This is a genomic window from Thermodesulfovibrio thiophilus DSM 17215, assembly GCF_000423865.1.
Lineage (GTDB): Bacteria > Nitrospirota > Thermodesulfovibrionia > Thermodesulfovibrionales > Thermodesulfovibrionaceae > Thermodesulfovibrio > Thermodesulfovibrio thiophilus.
Map to the genome: position 1 here is coordinate 16,166 of NZ_AUIU01000003.1, position 18,188 is coordinate 34,353.

15 protein-coding genes, 1 tRNA gene and 1 CRISPR repeat array are annotated in these 18,188 nt (G+C 34.3%); of the genes, 7 read left to right on the top strand and 9 right to left on the bottom strand.

Annotation, left to right across the window (positions count from 1 at the left end; all coding sequences use genetic code 11):
• Window positions 1-32: 32 nt before the first annotated feature.
• Window positions 33-3,440: a DNA polymerase III subunit alpha gene (locus G581_RS0100535; protein WP_239639001.1), complete on the top strand. Its 3,408-nt coding sequence runs from the start codon at window positions 33-35 to the stop codon at window positions 3,438-3,440.
• The gene (locus G581_RS0100540; RefSeq protein ID WP_028844152.1) at window positions 3,437-4,423 is read left to right on the top strand and encodes an acetyl-CoA carboxylase carboxyltransferase subunit alpha; all 987 of its coding nucleotides are present in this window, start codon (window positions 3,437-3,439) and stop codon (window positions 4,421-4,423) included. Before G581_RS0100535 ends, G581_RS0100540 begins: the two co-directional genes overlap by 4 nt.
• On the opposite strand, the gene G581_RS0100545 is transcribed toward G581_RS0100540, so the two are convergent.
• Window positions 4,403-4,993: an RNA ligase partner protein gene (locus G581_RS0100545; RefSeq protein WP_028844153.1), complete on the bottom strand. Its 591-nt coding sequence runs from the start codon at window positions 4,991-4,993 to the stop codon at window positions 4,403-4,405. The genes G581_RS0100540 and G581_RS0100545 overlap by 21 nt on opposite strands.
• Window positions 4,990-6,303 (bottom strand): tetratricopeptide repeat protein, encoded by a 1,314-nt coding sequence (locus G581_RS0100550; protein WP_028844154.1) that lies wholly within the window; start codon window positions 6,301-6,303, stop codon window positions 4,990-4,992. The genes G581_RS0100545 and G581_RS0100550 overlap by 4 nt, the downstream gene beginning before the upstream one ends.
• Before the next feature lie 106 nt (window positions 6,304-6,409).
• On the opposite strand from G581_RS0100550, the gene G581_RS0100555 reads away from it, so the two are divergent.
• Window positions 6,410-6,482 (top strand) — tRNA-Ala (locus G581_RS0100555).
• A gap of 71 nt (window positions 6,483-6,553) precedes the next feature.
• On the opposite strand, the gene G581_RS11450 is transcribed toward G581_RS0100555, so the two are convergent.
• The 3 genes from G581_RS11450 to G581_RS0100575 form a co-directional block, all read right to left on the bottom strand.
• Window positions 6,554-7,636, bottom strand: coding sequence for a tyrosine-type recombinase/integrase (locus G581_RS11450; protein WP_051178594.1), 1,083 nt, complete (start codon window positions 7,634-7,636; stop codon window positions 6,554-6,556).
• A gap of 76 nt (window positions 7,637-7,712) precedes the next feature.
• Complete coding sequence (locus tag G581_RS10090) at window positions 7,713-7,985, bottom strand: helix-turn-helix domain-containing protein (RefSeq protein ID WP_038064489.1); 273 nt, start codon at window positions 7,983-7,985, stop codon at window positions 7,713-7,715.
• A 295-nt stretch (window positions 7,986-8,280) separates the two neighbouring features.
• Entirely contained in the window at window positions 8,281-8,811 is a 531-nt protein-coding gene (locus G581_RS0100575; protein ID WP_083962513.1) for a thermonuclease family protein, read from the bottom strand.
• A 501-nt stretch (window positions 8,812-9,312) separates the two neighbouring features.
• A CRISPR array of direct repeats spans window positions 9,313-10,061; the repeat unit is 36 nt; unit sequence GTAAGAAACAAGACCTCATCTAAAAGGGATTGCGAC.
• 233 nt (window positions 10,062-10,294) lie between these two features.
• Between G581_RS0100575 and G581_RS0100580 the strand changes: the two genes are divergently transcribed.
• Window positions 10,295-10,771: a hypothetical protein gene (locus G581_RS0100580; protein ID WP_028844156.1), complete on the top strand. Its 477-nt coding sequence runs from the start codon at window positions 10,295-10,297 to the stop codon at window positions 10,769-10,771.
• A 548-nt stretch (window positions 10,772-11,319) separates the two neighbouring features.
• Here G581_RS0100580 and G581_RS0100590 read toward each other — a convergent pair.
• From G581_RS0100590 to G581_RS12295, 3 genes are all read right to left on the bottom strand, one after another.
• The gene (locus G581_RS0100590; protein ID WP_028844158.1) at window positions 11,320-12,108 is read right to left on the bottom strand and encodes a type II toxin-antitoxin system antitoxin SocA domain-containing protein; all 789 of its coding nucleotides are present in this window, start codon (window positions 12,106-12,108) and stop codon (window positions 11,320-11,322) included.
• A gap of 413 nt (window positions 12,109-12,521) precedes the next feature.
• Window positions 12,522-12,734 carry a hypothetical protein gene (locus tag G581_RS0100600; protein WP_028844159.1) on the bottom strand — a complete coding sequence of 71 codons (213 nt, stop codon included), beginning with the start codon at window positions 12,732-12,734 and terminating at the stop codon, window positions 12,522-12,524.
• Window positions 12,735-12,907: 173 nt separating this feature from the next.
• Window positions 12,908-13,036 carry a hypothetical protein gene (locus tag G581_RS12295; protein ID WP_275574433.1) on the bottom strand — a complete coding sequence of 43 codons (129 nt, stop codon included), beginning with the start codon at window positions 13,034-13,036 and terminating at the stop codon, window positions 12,908-12,910.
• 362 nt (window positions 13,037-13,398) lie between these two features.
• Between G581_RS12295 and G581_RS0100610 the strand changes: the two genes are divergently transcribed.
• The 3 genes from G581_RS0100610 to G581_RS10095 all read left to right on the top strand — a co-directional run bounded on the left by G581_RS0100610 (window position 13,399) and on the right by G581_RS10095 (window position 17,795).
• A complete protein-coding gene (locus G581_RS0100610) occupies window positions 13,399-15,096 on the top strand; it encodes a sensor histidine kinase (RefSeq protein WP_028844160.1) in 1,698 nt (565 codons plus the stop codon).
• The gene (locus tag G581_RS0100615; RefSeq protein WP_051178596.1) at window positions 15,071-15,844 is read left to right on the top strand and encodes a LytR/AlgR family response regulator transcription factor; all 774 of its coding nucleotides are present in this window, start codon (window positions 15,071-15,073) and stop codon (window positions 15,842-15,844) included. The genes G581_RS0100610 and G581_RS0100615 overlap by 26 nt, the downstream gene beginning before the upstream one ends.
• Window positions 15,845-15,968: 124 nt before the next feature.
• The gene (locus tag G581_RS10095; RefSeq protein WP_038064493.1) at window positions 15,969-17,795 is read left to right on the top strand and encodes a carbon starvation CstA family protein; all 1,827 of its coding nucleotides are present in this window, start codon (window positions 15,969-15,971) and stop codon (window positions 17,793-17,795) included.
• 86 nt (window positions 17,796-17,881) lie between these two features.
• On the opposite strand, the gene G581_RS0100625 is transcribed toward G581_RS10095, so the two are convergent.
• Window positions 17,882-18,188 (bottom strand): cupin domain-containing protein (locus G581_RS0100625; protein WP_028844162.1); only part of this gene is annotated, 307 nt, incomplete at its 5' end.

The following is an 18,188-nucleotide window of genomic DNA, read 5'->3' on the forward strand; positions in this document are numbered from 1 at the left end:
TAAAATAAAATTTTAACATTCATAATATGAGCATGCCAGAGTTTGTCCATCTTCATGTACATACCGAATACAGTCTCCTTGATGGAGCAATAAAAATTGATGAATTAATTGCACAGGCTAAAAATTATAAGATGCCTGCTGTTGCGATAACCGATCATGGAAATATGTTTGGCGTTGTAGAGTTTTTTAAAAAAGCCAATAAAGCAGGAATTAAACCAATTATAGGTTGCGAAGTTTATGTTGCCCCCAAGAGTCGTTTTGAGAAAAGCAAAGTAAATAAAGATCCAGGGATGCCGGAAGAAGCGTCCTTTCATCTTACTCTTCTGGTAGAAAATGAAGAGGGATACAAAAATCTCACTCGTCTTGTTACTCGTTCTTATCTGGAAGGGTTTTATTATAAACCAAGAATTGACATTGAACTTCTCTCTGAATACAATGAGGGACTAATAGCTCTGTCTGGATGTTTAAAGGGAGAAATACCATCCAATATTGTTTATGAAAATATTGAACGTGCTCATGATACAGCAAAGAAGTTTAAAGATATATTCGGTAACAGATTCTTTTTGGAAATTCAACCAAACAGCCTTCCTGAACAGGCAGTAGCAAACAGAGGATTGATAGAAATCTCCAGAAAATTTGATATACCTGTGGTTGCAACAAATGACTGCCACTATCTCTATAAATCTGATGCAAGAGCACATGAGATTTTACTCTGCATTCAGACAGGCAAGACAATAAATGATGAAAAGAGGCTCAAGTTTCAGACAGATGAGTTTTATTTTAAATCTCCGCAGGAAATGTATTCAGCATTTATGGAAATTCCTGAGGCTTTAACAAATACGCTCAACATTGCGGATATGTGTAGTTTTAATTTGAGACTTGGTGAATATAAACTTCCTCAATATAATGTTCCAGAGGGTTATACACCGGATAACTATTTGAAAGAGCTCGCTATAAAAGGATTAAATGAAAGGTTTAAAGGAATTCCACCGGATGATTATATGAATCGGCTTGAGAACGAACTCAAAGTTATAACACAGATGGGATTTTCTTCTTATTTTCTTATTGTATGGGATTTTATAAACCATGCAAGGCAGAAGAGTATTCCTGTGGGACCTGGTAGAGGTTCAGCAGCAGGAAGTCTTGTTGCTTACGCACTTAAAATTACAGACATAGACCCTATAAAATACGGACTTATTTTTGAAAGATTTTTGAATCCTGAACGAATAAGCATGCCTGATATTGATGTTGATTTCTGTAAAGATCGAAGAGAAGAGATTATTCAATATGTTGCCGAAAATTATGGTAAAGACAGAGTTGCTCACATTATAACATTTGGAACAATGGCCGCAAGAGCTGTAGTAAGGGATGTTGGAAGAGCTCTAAATGTTCCATATGCTGAAGTTGATAAAATTGCTAAAATGATACCATTTGCATGCCCTTCTCTTGAACAGGCTTTAAATTTAGAACCCAGATTGAAAGAGCTTTACAATAAAAATCAAACTGTTAAGGAACTGATTGATATAGCTTTGAGACTTGAAGGACTTTCAAGACACGCCTCTCAACATGCTGCAGGAGTTGTCATTTCTCCAGAGTCTCTTGAAAATTTAATGCCTCTCTATAAAAATGCAGGCGAAGATACTGTTATAACTCAATTTGATATGAAAGCGCTTGAAGATGTTGGTTTGCTCAAGTTTGATTTTCTTGGTCTGAAAACTCTAACTGTAATAGATGACACTGTAAAATATGTTAAAGCACAAGGTAAAGAGATAGACCTGGATAATATTCCTCTGGATGATACAGAAACATATCGTCTTCTTTGTTCAGGTCATACAATAGGTGTATTTCAGCTTGAAAGTAGAGGAATGAGAGAAATACTCAAGAGACTGGAGCCTCAGCGATTTGAGGACCTTATTGCTCTAGTTGCTCTATACAGACCAGGACCTCTTGGCAGTGGAATGGTTGATGATTTCATCAAAAGAAAAAAAAGGTTAATTCCTGTTCATTATGAACTTCCAGAACTCAAAGAAATACTTGATGAAACCTATGGAGTAATTCTTTATCAAGAACAGGTCATGAAGATTGCCAATAAAATAGCAGGTTTTACAATGGGACAGGCAGATGTTTTAAGAAAAGCTATGGGAAAGAAGATTCCGGAGCTTATGGCAAGTCTTAAAGAAGAATTTATTCAGGGTGCCACAAAAAATGGAGTTTCATTTGAGAAAGCAGAATCCCTGTTTAACCTGATGGCAGCTTTCGGTGAATATGGTTTCAATAAATCTCACTCAGCTGCTTATGCCTATTTATCATACGTTACAGCCTATTTAAAGACTCATTATCCAGTGGAGTTTTTTGCGGCAAACCTTTCAAATGAAATGGGAGATACAAACAAATTAGTGAAATTCATTAATGAATGTAAAGCCTGGGACATAGAAATTAAAGGACCTGATATAAATGAAAGTGACAGAGCTTTTACTGCCAGTGGAAACTCAATAAGATTCGGACTTGAAGCTGTTAAGGGAGTTGGAGGTTCTGCCCTACAATGTATTGTCAATGAGAGAAAAAATGGTAAATTTAAATCAATGATAGATTTTTTGAAAAGGGTTGATACAAAAAAAGTTAACAAAAAAGTAATTGAATCCCTTATTAAAACAGGAGCTTTTGATTCCCTTTATTCCCAATATCCTCCTAATCAGGCAAGAGCTATCGCCATGCAGGAACTTATATCCCTTAAGGGAACCAGATCATCAGGAGGATTATTTTCTACTGTTGAAACAGTAGATGGATGGGACAATAACACACTGTTAAATGAAGAAAAATCTGCTCTTGGTTTTTATCTTACAGGACATCCAATGAAACCTATAAGGGCAATTTTAAATAAAATGAATATTTCTACAATTGCTGATATTTTTGATACAGAGGAGGATGATAATAATTTTGATGATGACAATCAAGAAACGCAGGAAATAAAAATAGCTGGAATTGTGGAGGAAGTCAAAAGTAAAGCAAAAGAAAAAGGAGTAACTGCATATCTAACAATAGGTGATGAAACAGGAAGGGTTGAAGTGGTTATTTATCCTGAACTTTTTAAAAAATATAACAATATTTTAACTGAGAAAAATTTGATTATCATTAAAGGAATAATATCTAAAAATTCTGATTCAACAAAATTTCTTGCAAGAGAGATAGAAGATTTGAAAAACATAGATTTAAAAATAAAATATGAAATAAATATTGACTGCTTAGATACTGATAAAGCTTATATGATTATGAAAGAAGTGAGACAGTATCTAGGAGATACACATAATGGAGAAGGAAGCATATACATCTGTTTAAATTTTCCTGACTATAATGTTATAATTCTTAGCCCATTTGAACCATGCATTGATTTTGAAACAAAGATACAAAAAATCAAAGGCTGTCAGGTAAAAATTACATGAACTACTATCTTGATTTTGAAAAACCAATACAGGAACTGGAAGTAAAAATTGAAGAGTTAAAAAAACTCTCTGATGGCAGTGACATTGATCTTACTCAGGAAATTAAAAGACTCAATAAGAAATTAAAAGAGTTGAAAACTGAGATATTTTCAAATCTTACTCCATGGCAAAAAACCCAGATAGCAAGACATCCGGAAAGACCATACACACTTGATTATATTTCAATGATTTTTGAAGATTTTATAGAGCTTCATGGAGACCGTCGTTTTGGTGATGATCCTGCAGTAGTTGCTGGAATTGGTAAAATTGATGGAAATTCATATGCTGTCATAGGACATCAAAAAGGCAGAACAATAAAAGAAAGAATTTATCGCAATTTCGGGCAAGCTCATCCAGAAGGATACAGAAAGGCTTTAAGGATTATGAAGCTTGCTGAACGATTTTCAATACCTGTTATTACAATGATTGATACTCCTGGCGCATTTCCAGGCATAGGTGCTGAAGAAAGAGGTCAGGCTGAAGCAATAGCAAATAATCTCATGGAAATGTCCTTGCTTAAAACATCATTAATTGGCGTTGTTATAGGAGAAGGTGGAAGTGGAGGAGCGTTAGCACTTAGTGTGTGTGATAAAATTTTAATGCTTGAACACTCAGTTTATTCAGTAATATCACCTGAAGGGTGTGCAGCAATACTGTGGAAAAAGAATTCTGATATGGGAGTTGAAGAATACATGAAAGCAGCTGAAGAACTAAAGCTTACAGCTCAGGATTTAAAGAAATTTGAAATTATCGATGATATTATTCCTGAACCACTTGGTGGAGCGCATAGAGAACCTCATGAAATGGGCAAAAGAATTAAAAATAAAATAATCAGCATTACAATGGAACTTGAAAAGATATCAGTAGAGGAACTTGTGAAAAAACGATATGAAAAATTTAGAAAAATTGGTAATTTCTGGAATTCATCCGTACGCAGAAAGTAAAAAATCCTTGAACTTTTCAGGAACAATCCATTCAATTCCAAGCTTATCAGCCCATTTAATCAATCCCTGATCTCCTGTTACAAGCGTTGCTTTAAGTTCCAAAGATAGAAATATTAAATCAACATCCTCTTTGCTATCTATAATACCTTCACGAAGTGCTTCTCTATATTTCTTCCTTAAATCTTTAATTGTCTCATCCATTCCCTTCTGTGTTACACTCCTTACAGCATCCTCTGCCACTCTGAGTCCCTTATTGATTCTAATTCTCATTTCTTCAACAAGTTCATAAAAAAATATTGCAGGACATGTGGTTCTATGTTTATCTGGAGATTTAATCCTGATGAAAAAATAAAACTCCTTTGAAATTTTTTTTTCATCTACAAAATACATCAATTCTTTAAAAACACTAGAAGGCAGATAAAACTCAAAAATTTCAATTTTTTTGATGATTTTTATAAATTCTTCAATTGCTTCTTCAGGATTGTTCCCAAAAGCACCTCTGACATCTGGATTTATAAAAACACTTGTATCAAGAACAATTTTTCGCTTTTTACGAAAAAATTCGATCATTTTAAAACTTCACAACCTCTTAAATTCACCTCAAAACTATTCCATGTGCTACAAACAGAACATCTTCCAGTCCATTCATCAAAAGTTGACTTACATTCCTTGCATATATATGATAGATTTGATACCTTTGTTTCTGGACATAACTCTTTGAACTCAGAAACAGCTCTGGTAATCTGATTTCTTCTTAAGTAAAGAAATCCTTTTATACAGTGGAGTTTTGGAGTTGAACATATTGCAGGATCAATTGAAGATAAAGTCTCTATAGCATCATCAATCATTTCCAATCGATAATAAAGTCTACCAAGAAGGAATTTGAGTTCAATATCATCTGGTTGTTCATTGATGGCTTTTAGATAAAATTGAATTAGTCTCTTTGGATCGCCTATACTGATCATTAAATCCTCAAGTCTTATAAGCAATAGTTTTGATTTTAAATCCTTATATGATTTCTGAAGCAATTCAATCGCCTCTTCAACTTCTCCTTCAGAAATCATCACTTCTGTCAAACCAAGATAAGCAGGAATAAAATCTGGTGAAGTCTTGACAAGCGTTGAAAAAACTCTTTCTGCCTGTTCAAGTTCTCCTAACTCAATACTTACTCTACCATATTCATAGGTATATCCTACAAGCCTTTTTTCTTCATCTGATTTTTTATATTCTGGTATAAGTTTCAGAATTTTTTTCTGAAGAGCAATTAAATCTTCCCATTTTTCAAGTTTTTCTAAAATAATTCTCATTTTATAGTATGCTAATAAATTGTCTGGCTCGAGGTTTATAATCTGTTCAATATACCTGAGAGCGAGTTCATTTTCATTCATTTTTTCCATTATACCTTCAATAGAAAAAAGAGAAATTATATTTTTTGGATCAAGTTCATAAGCTTTTTTATAATATTTAAGAGCTGTTTTATAGTCCTCTTCTTTCATGGATATATCGCCTAGCCTTATAAGAGCATCAATATGCTCAGGTTCCTCTTTTAATATTTCCTGTAGAGCCTCCTTGGCTTCTGTAATTTTGTCTCTTACAATTGCATTCAAAGCTTTAGCGTAATATTCTTTTATCTTTTCTTCTTGTTTCTGCCTTTTTTGCAATTGAAATTTACCGATAAGATTGGTGGTGTCTCTAATAAAAAAAACTATAAAAATAAAAAATGCACCAAAACTCAGAGAAAGAAGCATTAATCCTATTTTAGGCATTTCATAAGCTGCTCCAAATGGTACCTTTAAAATCACTGTATCTTTATTTTCCATAGCGAAAAGTCCGATAATCGTCAGGAAAATAAGAAGCAGGAAAATTAAAAACTTTGACATATAAAATACCTCTCCATCTTACAATTTTTTAATTATACCTTAAAAAAGCATGAAAAATTAATAGTAATTGACAAATAAATATCCATATATGTTAAGTTTAAAGATCGGGGCTGTAGCTCAGTTGGGAGAGCGCTTGAATGGCATTCAAGAGGTCGTGGGTTCGACTCCCATCAGCTCCATCCTTATTTATCAATGGTTTATAAAAATCACAAAAAGTAAAAATTTCAGCACTGTAAGAAAATTGTAAGAATCAGGTACTTTTTTGAGCGATTTTTGGAGTATTTTGTCCTAAAAAATCATCCAGTTTTTTAACTGCATCCTGTTTATGTTCCGGTGCCAGGTGAGAGTATCTAAGGGTCATTTTAATGTCCTTGTGTCCAAGCAGTTCTTTAACTGTTGTTAAATCAACTCCGTTCATAACAAGCTGGCTTGCAAAAGTATGCCTTAAGTCGTGGAAGTGAAAGTCTTTTATGCCTGCTTTTTTACAAGCAGTAGACCAGCTTCTTTTAATGTCAACAAACCTTTTACCTGTTTCAGGATTAACAAACACGTATTCAGTATCAAGTCTTCTTTTAGTAAACAAATGGATAAACAGTTCTTTAAGAGTATTATTTAATGGTATTTCTCTTCTTTCGCCGTTTTTGGTTTCATTGCCAAGCAGGATAAAACCGTGTTTTAAATCAACCTGATCCCATTTTAAGTTCAGGATTTCTCCTCTACGCATTCCTGTGTTAAGTGCAACTTTTACTATTGGATAAATGTGTTTATCACAGGCATTAAGAAGGCTTTGAATCTCCTCGATTGACAAAAATCTTAACCGCTTATTGTTTTCCTTAAGCCGTTTAACCTTTCTTATGCGGTTTAAGATGCTGTCATCAACCATACCCCATTCATTGGCTTTTGTAAACATATGTGCAAGCACCGCTGTCACTCGATTGGCAGTTGCTGGTTTCTTTCCTTTTTGAAGGAATTCAGTTTGAAGCTGTTCAATGGTATAGGTGTTAAAGTCAGTAAGTTCAAAACTACCAAAACGATTAACCAGGTTTTTTATGATATAGAATTTCCAGGCTTTAAAAGATTTCTGCCTTCCTTTACAATACTCTGAGTACCGTTCTGCAAGTTCTTTAAATGTACAGGTTTGTTTCTGATCATTCTGCTCAGGTATCCAGTGGTTTAGTATTATCCTTGCTTTAAGTGCTTCAAGGACTTTTACTGCGGTTTTATAATCTGTAGTACCCGTTGATTTCTGATAATGCCTGCCGTTTACTGTAAAATTCATCCACCATACATTGCCTCTTAGATAAAGGCCGTCTTTACTGTTTTTGCTTTTCATTACTTACCCCCTGCTATATCGCAGGATACCCTTATCAAAGATCAATGAATGATAGAGTATATCAAAAGATGGTAGCTTAATCAATTCCAACCTCTTTTTTAACCTCACGGATAAGTTTATCAATTGATGTTTCAGGTATTGATGGTTTTCTTGTTTTCTTTTTCTTTTCTTTTTTTTGAGTGGATTGAGTAGCAAGCCAGGCATCAATATCAGGCTTTCTAAATCTAACAAGATGCCCGGCTTTTAAAAAGGGTATTTTCCCTAGATGACACCACAGCCTTATGGTTTGCTTTGACACTGCCAGGTATTCAGCAAGTTCATCCGGTGTCATTAGTTTTTCAGAAGCCATTTCTGTTTCATCTCCTTTTGCTTTTCTTTGAAAAGTTCGTTTTTAACCTCTCTATGTATTACCTGTACTTCTGGTAACCATATTTTTCAAGAATTGTCAGTCTCAGTGTCTGACGTGGATAATTTTAGCAGCATCTACGTAGCCTTTATGATTAATGAAAACAAACGGAGAGAAAAAAATAAATAAACCTAAAATTGTTTCAATTCTTATTGAAACAATTACTTTTCAGAGAGATTATTTTTGAGAAATGTCGGGGTGATTTTTAAAAGTTTTCCCGCATTTTCCCCACATTTTTTTATCTATATTTCTTTCTCCACTCCCATGGTGGAGTGGGGTTTAACTGCTTCCATAAGCCCAATTTCTGTTTTCTTGCCTCTTTCTCCGCAGCATAAAACTCACTTGCATATGGTCTGTCAAGGTACTCAGTGTATGCCCATGCATAGCCGCGTTTAACCTGTAGAAGATTAACGTTTATTCCATCTACAAAAACATAACCTGCAATTCTACCATATCTGTCTATGTCTTTTATTTCAACCTTAACAATTCTACCACCAATAAGAGATTTTAAACTTTCCTTTGCCTCTTGTCCATAAGGCTGTCTTTTTTCAGGAGCATCTATTCCACGGAGTCTTACTGATACTGTGCCATCCTTGTGAACCTTTACGTTCTGAGGAATACCGCTTTCAGGCAGAAGATGAAATGTATCACCATCAATAACACGGGTTACACTGCCCGTAATGGTATATGCAAGAGATAAAGATGTGAAACATAATATAAATAAAAAAGCTGGTATTATTTTAAAAAGCTTTAAACGCATATTTTTCATCTAAGGATATCCACCTCTTTTAATTTATTAATGCAAACCTATTATAAATAAACTTTTATTGAATAACAAAACCAGATTTCAAACTTACCTGTTTAAAAACTGTTAAATACAAGAAAATTTTTTTGAATTATTAAACTGTTATACATAATGCTCAATTTTTAAGCACTGAACGTTTATGTTCGCCATCATCCGTTAATGTTTTACATCACATTCAGTCTTTGAAGAATAAGATTATTTAAAATTGTCATACCAGAAAATTAAATAAATTTTTATTTGACTTTTTATGTTTCTATGTGATTTAATCCTTCAAAGCGGTTCTTTGACAAGACTGGATTTTAAAAATCATCTAAGCTAAAATATTGATTTTGCTTGTTTTAAGCAGAATAAGAAATCAAGCATCTTCAATACTTTGAGCCATGATCGGTGATAAAAAATTTTAAAAAAATCTGCATAACCCTCCTTGTAACATATTGAAAAATAAAGAAAAAAATGAGGGGGTTAGTAAGAAACAAGACCTCATCTAAAAGGGATTGCGACGGACAAAGCCCCTACTGCTCTTTTCTAATAAATTATGTAAGAAACAAGACCTCATCTAAAAGGGATTGCGACTAATTCGCTTTCAAACCCATCACTAACCATGTAAGAAACAAGACCTCATCTAAAAGGGATTGCGACGGTTCTGTTTTGCCTGATACCTGCACTCCATATAGTAAGAAACAAGACCTCATCTAAAAGGGATTGCGACATACTTATATAAAGACTTTCCCAGTGGGGCAAGGTAAGAAACAAGACCTCATCTAAAAGGGATTGCGACCATACTCACTAGGACACCCACTAATACAAGTGTCAAAGTAAGAAACAAGACCTCATCTAAAAGGGATTGCGACATTACTGCTCATTCAGAAATCTTTTGAAATCGTCAGGTAGGAAATAAGACCTCATCTAAAAGGGATTGCGACATGGAATTGTATAAAAAAGCCTTTTTACATGATTAGGTAAGAAACAAGACCTCATCTAAAAGGGATTGCGACTTTTTCGTATATTCGCCCCATTTGATCAAAGGCTTTTTGGTAAGAAACAAGACCTCATCTAAAAGGGATTGCGACCAATGGGTTCTTTCAGAAATCTTTTGAATTCGTCAGGTAGGAAATAAGACCTCATCTAAAAGGGATTGCGACATGGAATTGTATAAAAAAGCCTTTTTACATGATTAGGTAAGAAACAAGACCTCATCTAAAAGGGATTGCTACTGAAATGGTTTTCCATTCCATGTATGCTAGTCATTGACCCAGATGTGGATATAAGAGAGGTGCCGATATTATGAATATTACCGCCAAGCCGAACTCTGCGTTTGCTTCGCAACCTTGCCCTTCGGGTCATATAACAGCGGATAAAAGGGAAATAAAAGATTTCCGCAAATTGCCTTTGGCAACTTCTTTTATCCGTAAAACGTTAGGCAACATTGTTAGGAGGTCATGATATTATGCCAAACCAAAGACAAAATCTTGAACAGCAGGTCCTTGAACCCTTTGAAAAGTGTGCCCATAAGCATGGTTACCCTATATTCAAGGGGCAAGGACGCGACAACCGAATATGTGTTGATGGTAACACCTACTTTCAGTTCGGTGATTTGCGGGTAGATACGCCATATTATCACGTGATAATAGAGGTGGAGACTGCTGGAGGTGTCACAAACTTAGTCAAATATTGGTATTGCCTCGAAAGTCAAAAGCAAATCATATCCAAACCGATTGTACTTTTGCACATATTCAAAATGAGTTCAGAGAGCGATTACGGTTCTCATCTATCACTATGGGATTATCTATGGGATCGGATGGCTAAAGATTTGAAAAATCGTATGCAAGCAAAGCGATTTAAAATTGGTGGGGAAGATGATAAATGTGAACTCGACAAGGCTCTCAAATACTTCAAGGAAAAAATTCTCGAAAATAAGAGGTGATCAGCATGACCCGATGCATCCTCTCTCTTCACTCTGAAGAATAGGAGCTGCAAGCCATCTCTTCTTCATGTCGCCTTTGCTCCACTTCTTTACCCTGTGTGAAAATCTTTCAAGGGAGCTGTTCAGACTTTCAATGGGGTTAGTTGAACATTTTCATGAAAATGTTCATATGGCAAAAGATGTTGAAAAGTTAATCGTCCGCATTCTCGTGACTTCAGTCATGAGTAAGGAGGATATAACATATGTTAATCATAGTATAGTTTTATACTTAGATAAATACTTGATTTTTATTTATACATATGTTACTGATATAATCAGGTAAAAAATTATGGCACAAGTACGGTAGGAACTATCGGAATTAAGACGCCTGTGGAGTTAGTAGGTTACGAGGACGATGAAGCAGGAAACTCTAACCGTGAGGTTAGAATCCTGCGCCTTTAGTCGTGGGAGGTTCACCAATCTTTTAAAATCGTTTTCAAATTCAGGTAAAAAATTAACTTCTCTAAATACAGTTGTTAACCTGAGACGATCTAAAAGATCAATTTTGCTCAATCATCATCCTCTGAATATTCTCTTACTGAGTATTCAGGAGTTCTGTAAAACACAGTTTCATACTCTATTTTTTCTCCATCGTCAGTTACAATCCACGGCACGTCTTTATGTGAATAATTGCTGATCTGAGCTGCATTCATATCTGCAAGTCGATTTATTACATCCTCTATAACTTCAAGTTCATGAGCTTTTAATTTTGTCAGATCAGGTTTTCTAAGTGGCAGATACTTTGTCTGGGGATAGTTGAAGTATTTATTTTCTATTTTTACGATTTCATTGTTATGTATCATTGACTCAACAACTTTTGTAAACTCAACAGGTGTAGGTCCATAGTGATTTTTTATATAGGTGGCGCCAATGAGCTGTTCTTCATATTTCTCGTAAAAATCAAAATCAATAAAATAAAAAATTTTATAAAGGACACCCTCCCCTATGTTAGGCTTTGAACCAACCTTATTAAGAATGTAAAGCAGGACTTCTTTTATTTTCTCAATATTTTTTTGAGGAACACTTATTCTGAAATCGTGTTTTTGTGCTTCTGAATCCTTTTCTTCAACTACAATCACCTCAGGCATCTCTTTTAAACCTAAAAGCTGTTCAACCGATATATTGAATATCCTTGAAAGCGAAATCAATTCCTCCGCTGTGAACTTTTTTTCTCCGTTTTCCATCTGAGATATTGTAGGACGGGAAACTCCCATTTTTTTTGCAAGCTCAAGCTGTGTGTAGCCAACCATCGTTCTTAATTTTTTTATTTTTTCCCCTATTAATCTGTTAATAGTCATTTTTTTCACCTTTTTTATTTAATTATAAATTTTGTTATTATATCTGTCAAGGTTGTGTTACTTTTTCTAACAAATCATGCGGAGAAATAACCATCAAATATGTTGGATGTGGATTGCTTTTTACAAGCTCTCCACCAGTAGGATTTGATAAAATTTCATCTTTCAAAAATTCAATTAGATCGAATTATATCGTATATATATCTCTGAACTGAATCATAATCCAGGTTGTAATAAATCTTTGTTAAATATTTAATGCAAAGCTCAGCATAGATAGTAATTCCCTGATCTTCAATAATTGAATAATCCAAATTGGATTATTCCTTTGATAATGAAGCTAACTTTTTTTTCTAATTTCAGGCGTGATGGTGAGATTTCTCCTTTTGTTTTAGCCTCTATCTCTTTCTGTGCCCACTCTATATCGTCTGTCTGAGTTTTTTAAAATTAGAAAGAAAAGACAGTGGATTTAATCTTTCTCCCTGTTTTTTTCTTTCAAAGTATAAAGTGTGAGTTAATCTGCTTAAAGTTTTTGCGGACACATTCAGAAATCTTGGCGTAATAAATGCAAGTACATCTTTTTCTTCTGAAGAGAGATATTTTATTTCAGGGCAGTTAAAGGCTTTGATCAATCATTGATAGTAACCATACTGAGAAGAATATAAATCTACTTCGGGTTTAACTTTATTTTCATAGTTTAGTTCTTTTAAAACAATATCAAGATTTTTTAATGTTGGACCAAAATTGTTTTTTACAAATTCATCGTTTATAGGTCTTTTACCAGGTTTTCCAGTAAACTATTCCTTCAAAAAACCACAGTATTTTGTGCACTTTCAGGATTTTTACCGGATAAATAGGTTATATAATGAATGATTTCTTTAAGCTTTTCTTTGTTTACCTGAATACCTTCCTCTTTGTTATTGTATGTTGTCATTTTTTTCTCCCTTTATATTTTTTCTAAAATCTTTTACATAGTTCTGAGTATCTATTTAAATTTCTAATTTTTTTCACAATAATGTATAAACAATGGATGTAACGTGTTCATCTTAAATTGAAAAATAAAGGAAAGAAACATAGTTCAATCACTTGAAAGTGTTACATCAAAATAAGACAATAATAATCCTTCAAGATATACTCTCTTTCTTGTAACAACATTATTACGCATACAGGACTTTCAGTGTTCTGAACAAGTAGATGGCATTACAATTTTTATATATTTTTTAAAATTATATGCGTTCTTGATATAATCGGATAAATTATAGCGATTGATTTCAAATTTATTTTATACTTAAAAAAATGGATATTTTTGAATTAACTTTCACTCTTTCTCAGAGATTTAGCATTATTGCTACAGTTGCTTTTATTATTTCGAGGATGCATGCATTAGGAAGAGTTCTTTCGCGGAAACCTTCCAATAAAGATAAAATTATTCTGGCACTCGTTTTTGGTGGACTTGGAGTCCTTGGAACATTTGGAGCAGTGCACATTAACGGTGCTCTTGCAAATTCAAGAGTGGTTGGTGTTATGGTCGCGGGGTTATTAGGAGGACCTTTTGTTGGAGCTGGCGCAGGACTCATTGCTGGTATTCATAGATATTTTATTGGTGGATTTACAGCATTTTCATGTGGACTGGCGGCAGTGGTCGAGGGATTGCTTGGTGGAATTATCTATAAATACTGGAAAAAGGGATTTATTCCATGGCATGTAGCATGGTTAGCAGGTTTTGTGGGAGAGATTGTTCAGATGATTATTATTCTTACATTTTCTACTCCCTTTTCAGAAGCATTAGAACTTGTTAAATTTATCGCAATTCCCATGATTACTGTGAATTCTACTGGTGTAGCAATTTTTATGCTCATTATAAAATCAGCAGTTGAACATCAGGAAAGAGTTGCAGCAATGCAGGCAAGAGCCACTCTAAATATTACAAACTTAATTCTTCCCCGTCTAAGACAGGGATTAAGTGAATATTCTGCCACAGAGATAGCAAAAAACATACTTAATAGTCTAGGGGTTGCAGCAGTGGCAATTACTGATAACAAAAAAATTCTCGCACATGTTGGTATCGGAAGTGATCATCATCATTCCGGGCATACATTGCTTACACAGGCAACAATAAATGCTATTAATACAGGCGAAATTCAGATTGCAAATAAAAAAGAGGAAATAGGTTGCAGCAGTCCTAAATGTAAATTAAGCTCAGCTGTAATTGTACCTTTAAAAAAACGTAATGAAACAATAGGAACACTTAAACTTTATCATGAAAGAGAAAATAGCATTACATCTGTTGACCTCGAGGTCGCAAGAGGTCTTGCTCATATATTTTCAACTCAGCTTGAAATTGTCGAATTAGAGACACTTGCCAGACTTAAAACAGAGGCAGAGCTTAAATCCCTTCAGGCACAAATTCATCCACATTTTATATTTAATGCATTGAATACGATAATATCTCTGATTAGAATTGATCCAAATAAAGCTAAAAACCTCCTTATAAATTTAGCTACATTTTTACGATATAGTTTAAAGAAAGAAAGAGAAATTTCACTTAAAGAAGAGCTTTCATATGTTGAAGCTTATCTATCTATTGAACAAGCTCGTTATAGGGATAAGTTAACAGTAAATTATTGCATAGATACTGCGGTTGATCTCAATACTCCATTACCACCATTTACAATTCAACCACTTGTTGAGAATTCTATTAAGCACGGACTAAAATCCAAACTTGAAGGTGGTGAAATTTTAATAAGTATTTATGATGAAAATGAAAATACTGTAATTTCTGTTGAAGACAACGGCATCGGACTTAATAATGAACATAAAACAGAAAAGAAAAGTACAGGCTTAGGGTTATATCTTGTTAATGAAAGACTTAGAAGATTTTATGGCAATGAAAGTACTCTTAATATAGAAAGCTATCCTCGTTTAGGAACAAAAATAACCTTTAAAATCCCTAAAAGATTTGTTTACCATGATGTTTTCAGCTATAGTAGCTGATGATGAACCTTATGCAAGGGAAGAATTAATTTATATTCTTTCTCAATTTTCATCATGCAAGGTGCTGGCTCAGGCTGGTAGTGCCTCAGACTGTATATCAGTGTATTCAAAGATGAAATCAGATGTAGTCTTCCTTGATATTGAAATGCCTGATATGTCAGGAATTGAAACAGCAAAAATACTTCTCAAATTTAATGATCCTCCATTGATTATTTTTGCAACAGCTTATGATGATTATGCTGTTGAGGCTTTTGAACTTGGAGCTCTGGATTATATTCTTAAACCATTTGAAGAAAAAAGGATAACAAAAACTATCATGAGAATAGAGAGTCTTAAAAATAATAAAACTGAATGGACACAGGCAGTCAATAAACTGTCTCAATTTCTTGAAAGAAAAAGAGTGTTTAAAAAGCTTCCTGTTCAACAGAATGAAGGTGTAATAAGTTTTATTCCTTATAATGAAATTTTGTATTGCGAAGCATTTGAAGGAGGAGTAAAAGTATTCAGTTTAAAAAATGAATACTACTTCGATGGAACTCTATCAGAGCTGGAAGCCAGGCTTAAAGAAGAAGGTTTTATGCGAGTTCACAAAAGCTATATTGTGAATTTAAAAAGAATTGAAGCAGTGTTGCCATGGTTTAAAGGTACCTACTGGCTTATAATAGAAGGCAAACACTGTCAGATTCCAGTGAGCAAAGCTATGATTAAAGAACTTAAAGACATTTTAGGATTAAAGTTTAACTGTTAATTTCCATTCAAATTCTATCATTTCCATTCATATAAAAATTTTCTCTTTTTATCCTTATGTAATTGTTAATATCCTTTTTAAGTTGTAAAATTTTTTAGAAAAAATAAAAAGGAGGTGTATTTTTATGCATGCTTTAATCCTGGTGATTATTGCAGCTCTTGTATTTGTCCTTGCTTACAGGTTTTACAGCGCTTTTATTGCTGCAAAAGTTCTTGCTCTTGATCCAAATCGTCCAACACCTGCAGTTAAATTGAATGACGGAAGAGACTATGTCCCTACAAATAAATGGCTTATTTTTGGACACCACTTTGCAGCAATAGCTGGCGCTGGACCATTGATCGGACCAGTTCTTGCAGCTCAGTTTGGATATCTTCCAGGGTTCTTATGGATTTTAATTGGAGGAGTTTTCGCAGGTGCTGTACATGATATGGTTGTTCTTTTTGCATCAGTAAGACACAATGGAAAATCTCTTGCTGAAGTAGCAAAAGCACAAATAGGACCTTTTTCTTACTGGCTTGTTCTGGTTGCTACATTATTTTTATTAATAATTGTTCTTGCAGGTGCATCAATATCTGTTGTCAATGCTCTATTTCACAGCCCTTGGGGTACTTTTACTGTTGGGATTACTATTCCCATTGCCTTATTTATTGGTATGTATCTTAAATGGTTAAGACCTGGCAAGATTGCCGAGGCGAGTGTTATAGGAGTGATACTTATAATATTAGCAGTTGTTCTTGGTCCTGTAATTAAAGATTCTTCTTTAGCACCATTTTTTACTTTTGAGAAAAAAGATATCTCACTATTTGTAACAATTTACGGATTTATTGCTGCTGTTTTACCAGTATGGTTACTCCTTGTTCCGAGAGATTATCTCAGTTCCTACATGAAATTTGGTACTATGTTGCTACTTGCAATTGGAGTTATTCTTGTCAATCCTTTGATTCAAATGCCTCCAACAACACAGTTTGTTTCAGGTGGAGGACCTGTAATCCCGGGTAAAGTCTGGCCATTTGTTTTTATCACAATAGCATGTGGTGCTATTTCAGGTTTTCACTCTCTTGTATCATCAGGAACAACCCCCAAAATGGTTACAAATGAAAGAGATATCAGACCAATTGGTTATGGGGCAATGCTTACAGAGAGCTTTGTTGCATTGATGGCATTAATTGCAGCAACAGTACTTCCTACAGCAGACTACTTTGCAATCAATAGCCCTCCAGCACTGTTTCAAAAGCTCGGGATGCAAGTACAGGATCTTCCATATCTTTCAGCACTTGTGGGAGAAGAGCTTGCAGGTCGTCCAGGTGGTGCGGTTTCTCTTGCAGTTGGAATGGCAGATATATTCTCAAGAATTGGTGGATTGAGACATCTTATGAGTTACTGGTATCACTTTGCAATTATGTTTGAAGCTCTCTTTATTCTTACACTTATTGACGCTGGAACAAGAGTTGGACGATATCTTATGCAGGAAATCGGTGGAGTTGTTTACCCAAAATTGAGAGATTATACCTGGTGGCCAGGTGTTATTGTAACAAGTGGAATATTTAGTTTTTGCTGGGGATATTTACTTTATACAGGAACTATTTCAACAATATGGCCACTTTTCGGAGTAAATAATCAGCTTCTTGGTGGTATGGCTTTAGCAATATCTACAACATTTCTTCTGAGACTTGGTAAGGCTAAATATATATGGATAACAGTGATTCCTATGGCTTTTCTTTTGATTACTACAATTGTTGCTGGATATCAAAATATTGTAAATAACTATTTACCAAAACATAACTATTTACTCGCTGGAATTTCTGTGGTTATGATAATAATGGTTGTCTTGATTGTAGCGGACTCGATCAGAGTATGGCTAGGTATTTTAAGCGGTAAAATGCCTTTAATAAAAGATACTGAAGAGGCTTCTGTTGCACAGAATGCCCCAACAAAATATTTATCAGAATAATACAAAAACAGGTGGTTGTAGCCAACCACCTGTTTTTCTCAAAAATATTTTTTAAACCAGAAAACATTTCTTATCAGCTAGAATATCTACCACAAGGCAGGAGCATGGACAACATAACATTTTAGAGGTGTCTGTCCTTTTGCCTTTAATCCATGAAGTTCTTTAGCTCCTATGGCTATAATATCACCTTTTTTAACTATTTGCCAGTTGTTTTCTATATATATTTCACCTTCACCCTCAACTATAAATATGCTGTCTACTTCCTTTTCATGAGTATGTAAAGGTATTTCAACACCAGGATCAAGTTCCATTATAATGATACTTAATTCAGGATGTTTTTCTTTTGTAATTACATAACCTACCTTTACTCCACTGAATTTTTGATGAGGCTGC

What these genes read in the sequence shown, in the direction of transcription:
- G581_RS0100610 (WP_028844160.1), top strand. Translation starts at nt 13,399, where the DNA reads ATGGATATTTTTGAATTAACTTTCACTCTTTCTCAGAGATTTAGCATT.
- G581_RS0100580 (WP_028844156.1), top strand. Translation starts at nt 10,295, where the DNA reads ATGCCAAACCAAAGACAAAATCTTGAACAGCAGGTCCTTGAACCCTTT.
- G581_RS0100535 (WP_239639001.1), top strand. Translation starts at nt 33, where the DNA reads ATGCCAGAGTTTGTCCATCTTCATGTACATACCGAATACAGTCTCCTT.
- G581_RS0100545 (WP_028844153.1), bottom strand. Translation starts at nt 4,993, where the DNA reads ATGATCGAATTTTTTCGTAAAAAGCGAAAAATTGTTCTTGATACAAGT.
- G581_RS10090 (WP_038064489.1), bottom strand. Translation starts at nt 7,985, where the DNA reads ATGGCTTCTGAAAAACTAATGACACCGGATGAACTTGCTGAATACCTG.
- G581_RS0100550 (WP_028844154.1), bottom strand. Translation starts at nt 6,303, where the DNA reads ATGTCAAAGTTTTTAATTTTCCTGCTTCTTATTTTCCTGACGATTATC.
- G581_RS0100590 (WP_028844158.1), bottom strand. Translation starts at nt 12,108, where the DNA reads ATGACTATTAACAGATTAATAGGGGAAAAAATAAAAAAATTAAGAACG.
- G581_RS0100615 (WP_051178596.1), top strand. Translation starts at nt 15,071, where the DNA reads ATGATGTTTTCAGCTATAGTAGCTGATGATGAACCTTATGCAAGGGAA.
- G581_RS0100575 (WP_083962513.1), bottom strand. Translation starts at nt 8,811, where the DNA reads ATGAAAAATATGCGTTTAAAGCTTTTTAAAATAATACCAGCTTTTTTA.
- G581_RS11450 (WP_051178594.1), bottom strand. Translation starts at nt 7,636, where the DNA reads ATGAAAAGCAAAAACAGTAAAGACGGCCTTTATCTAAGAGGCAATGTA.
- G581_RS12295 (WP_275574433.1), bottom strand. Translation starts at nt 13,036, where the DNA reads ATGACAACATACAATAACAAAGAGGAAGGTATTCAGGTAAACAAAGAA.
- G581_RS10095 (WP_038064493.1), top strand. Translation starts at nt 15,969, where the DNA reads ATGCATGCTTTAATCCTGGTGATTATTGCAGCTCTTGTATTTGTCCTT.
- G581_RS0100540 (WP_028844152.1), top strand. Translation starts at nt 3,437, where the DNA reads ATGAACTACTATCTTGATTTTGAAAAACCAATACAGGAACTGGAAGTA.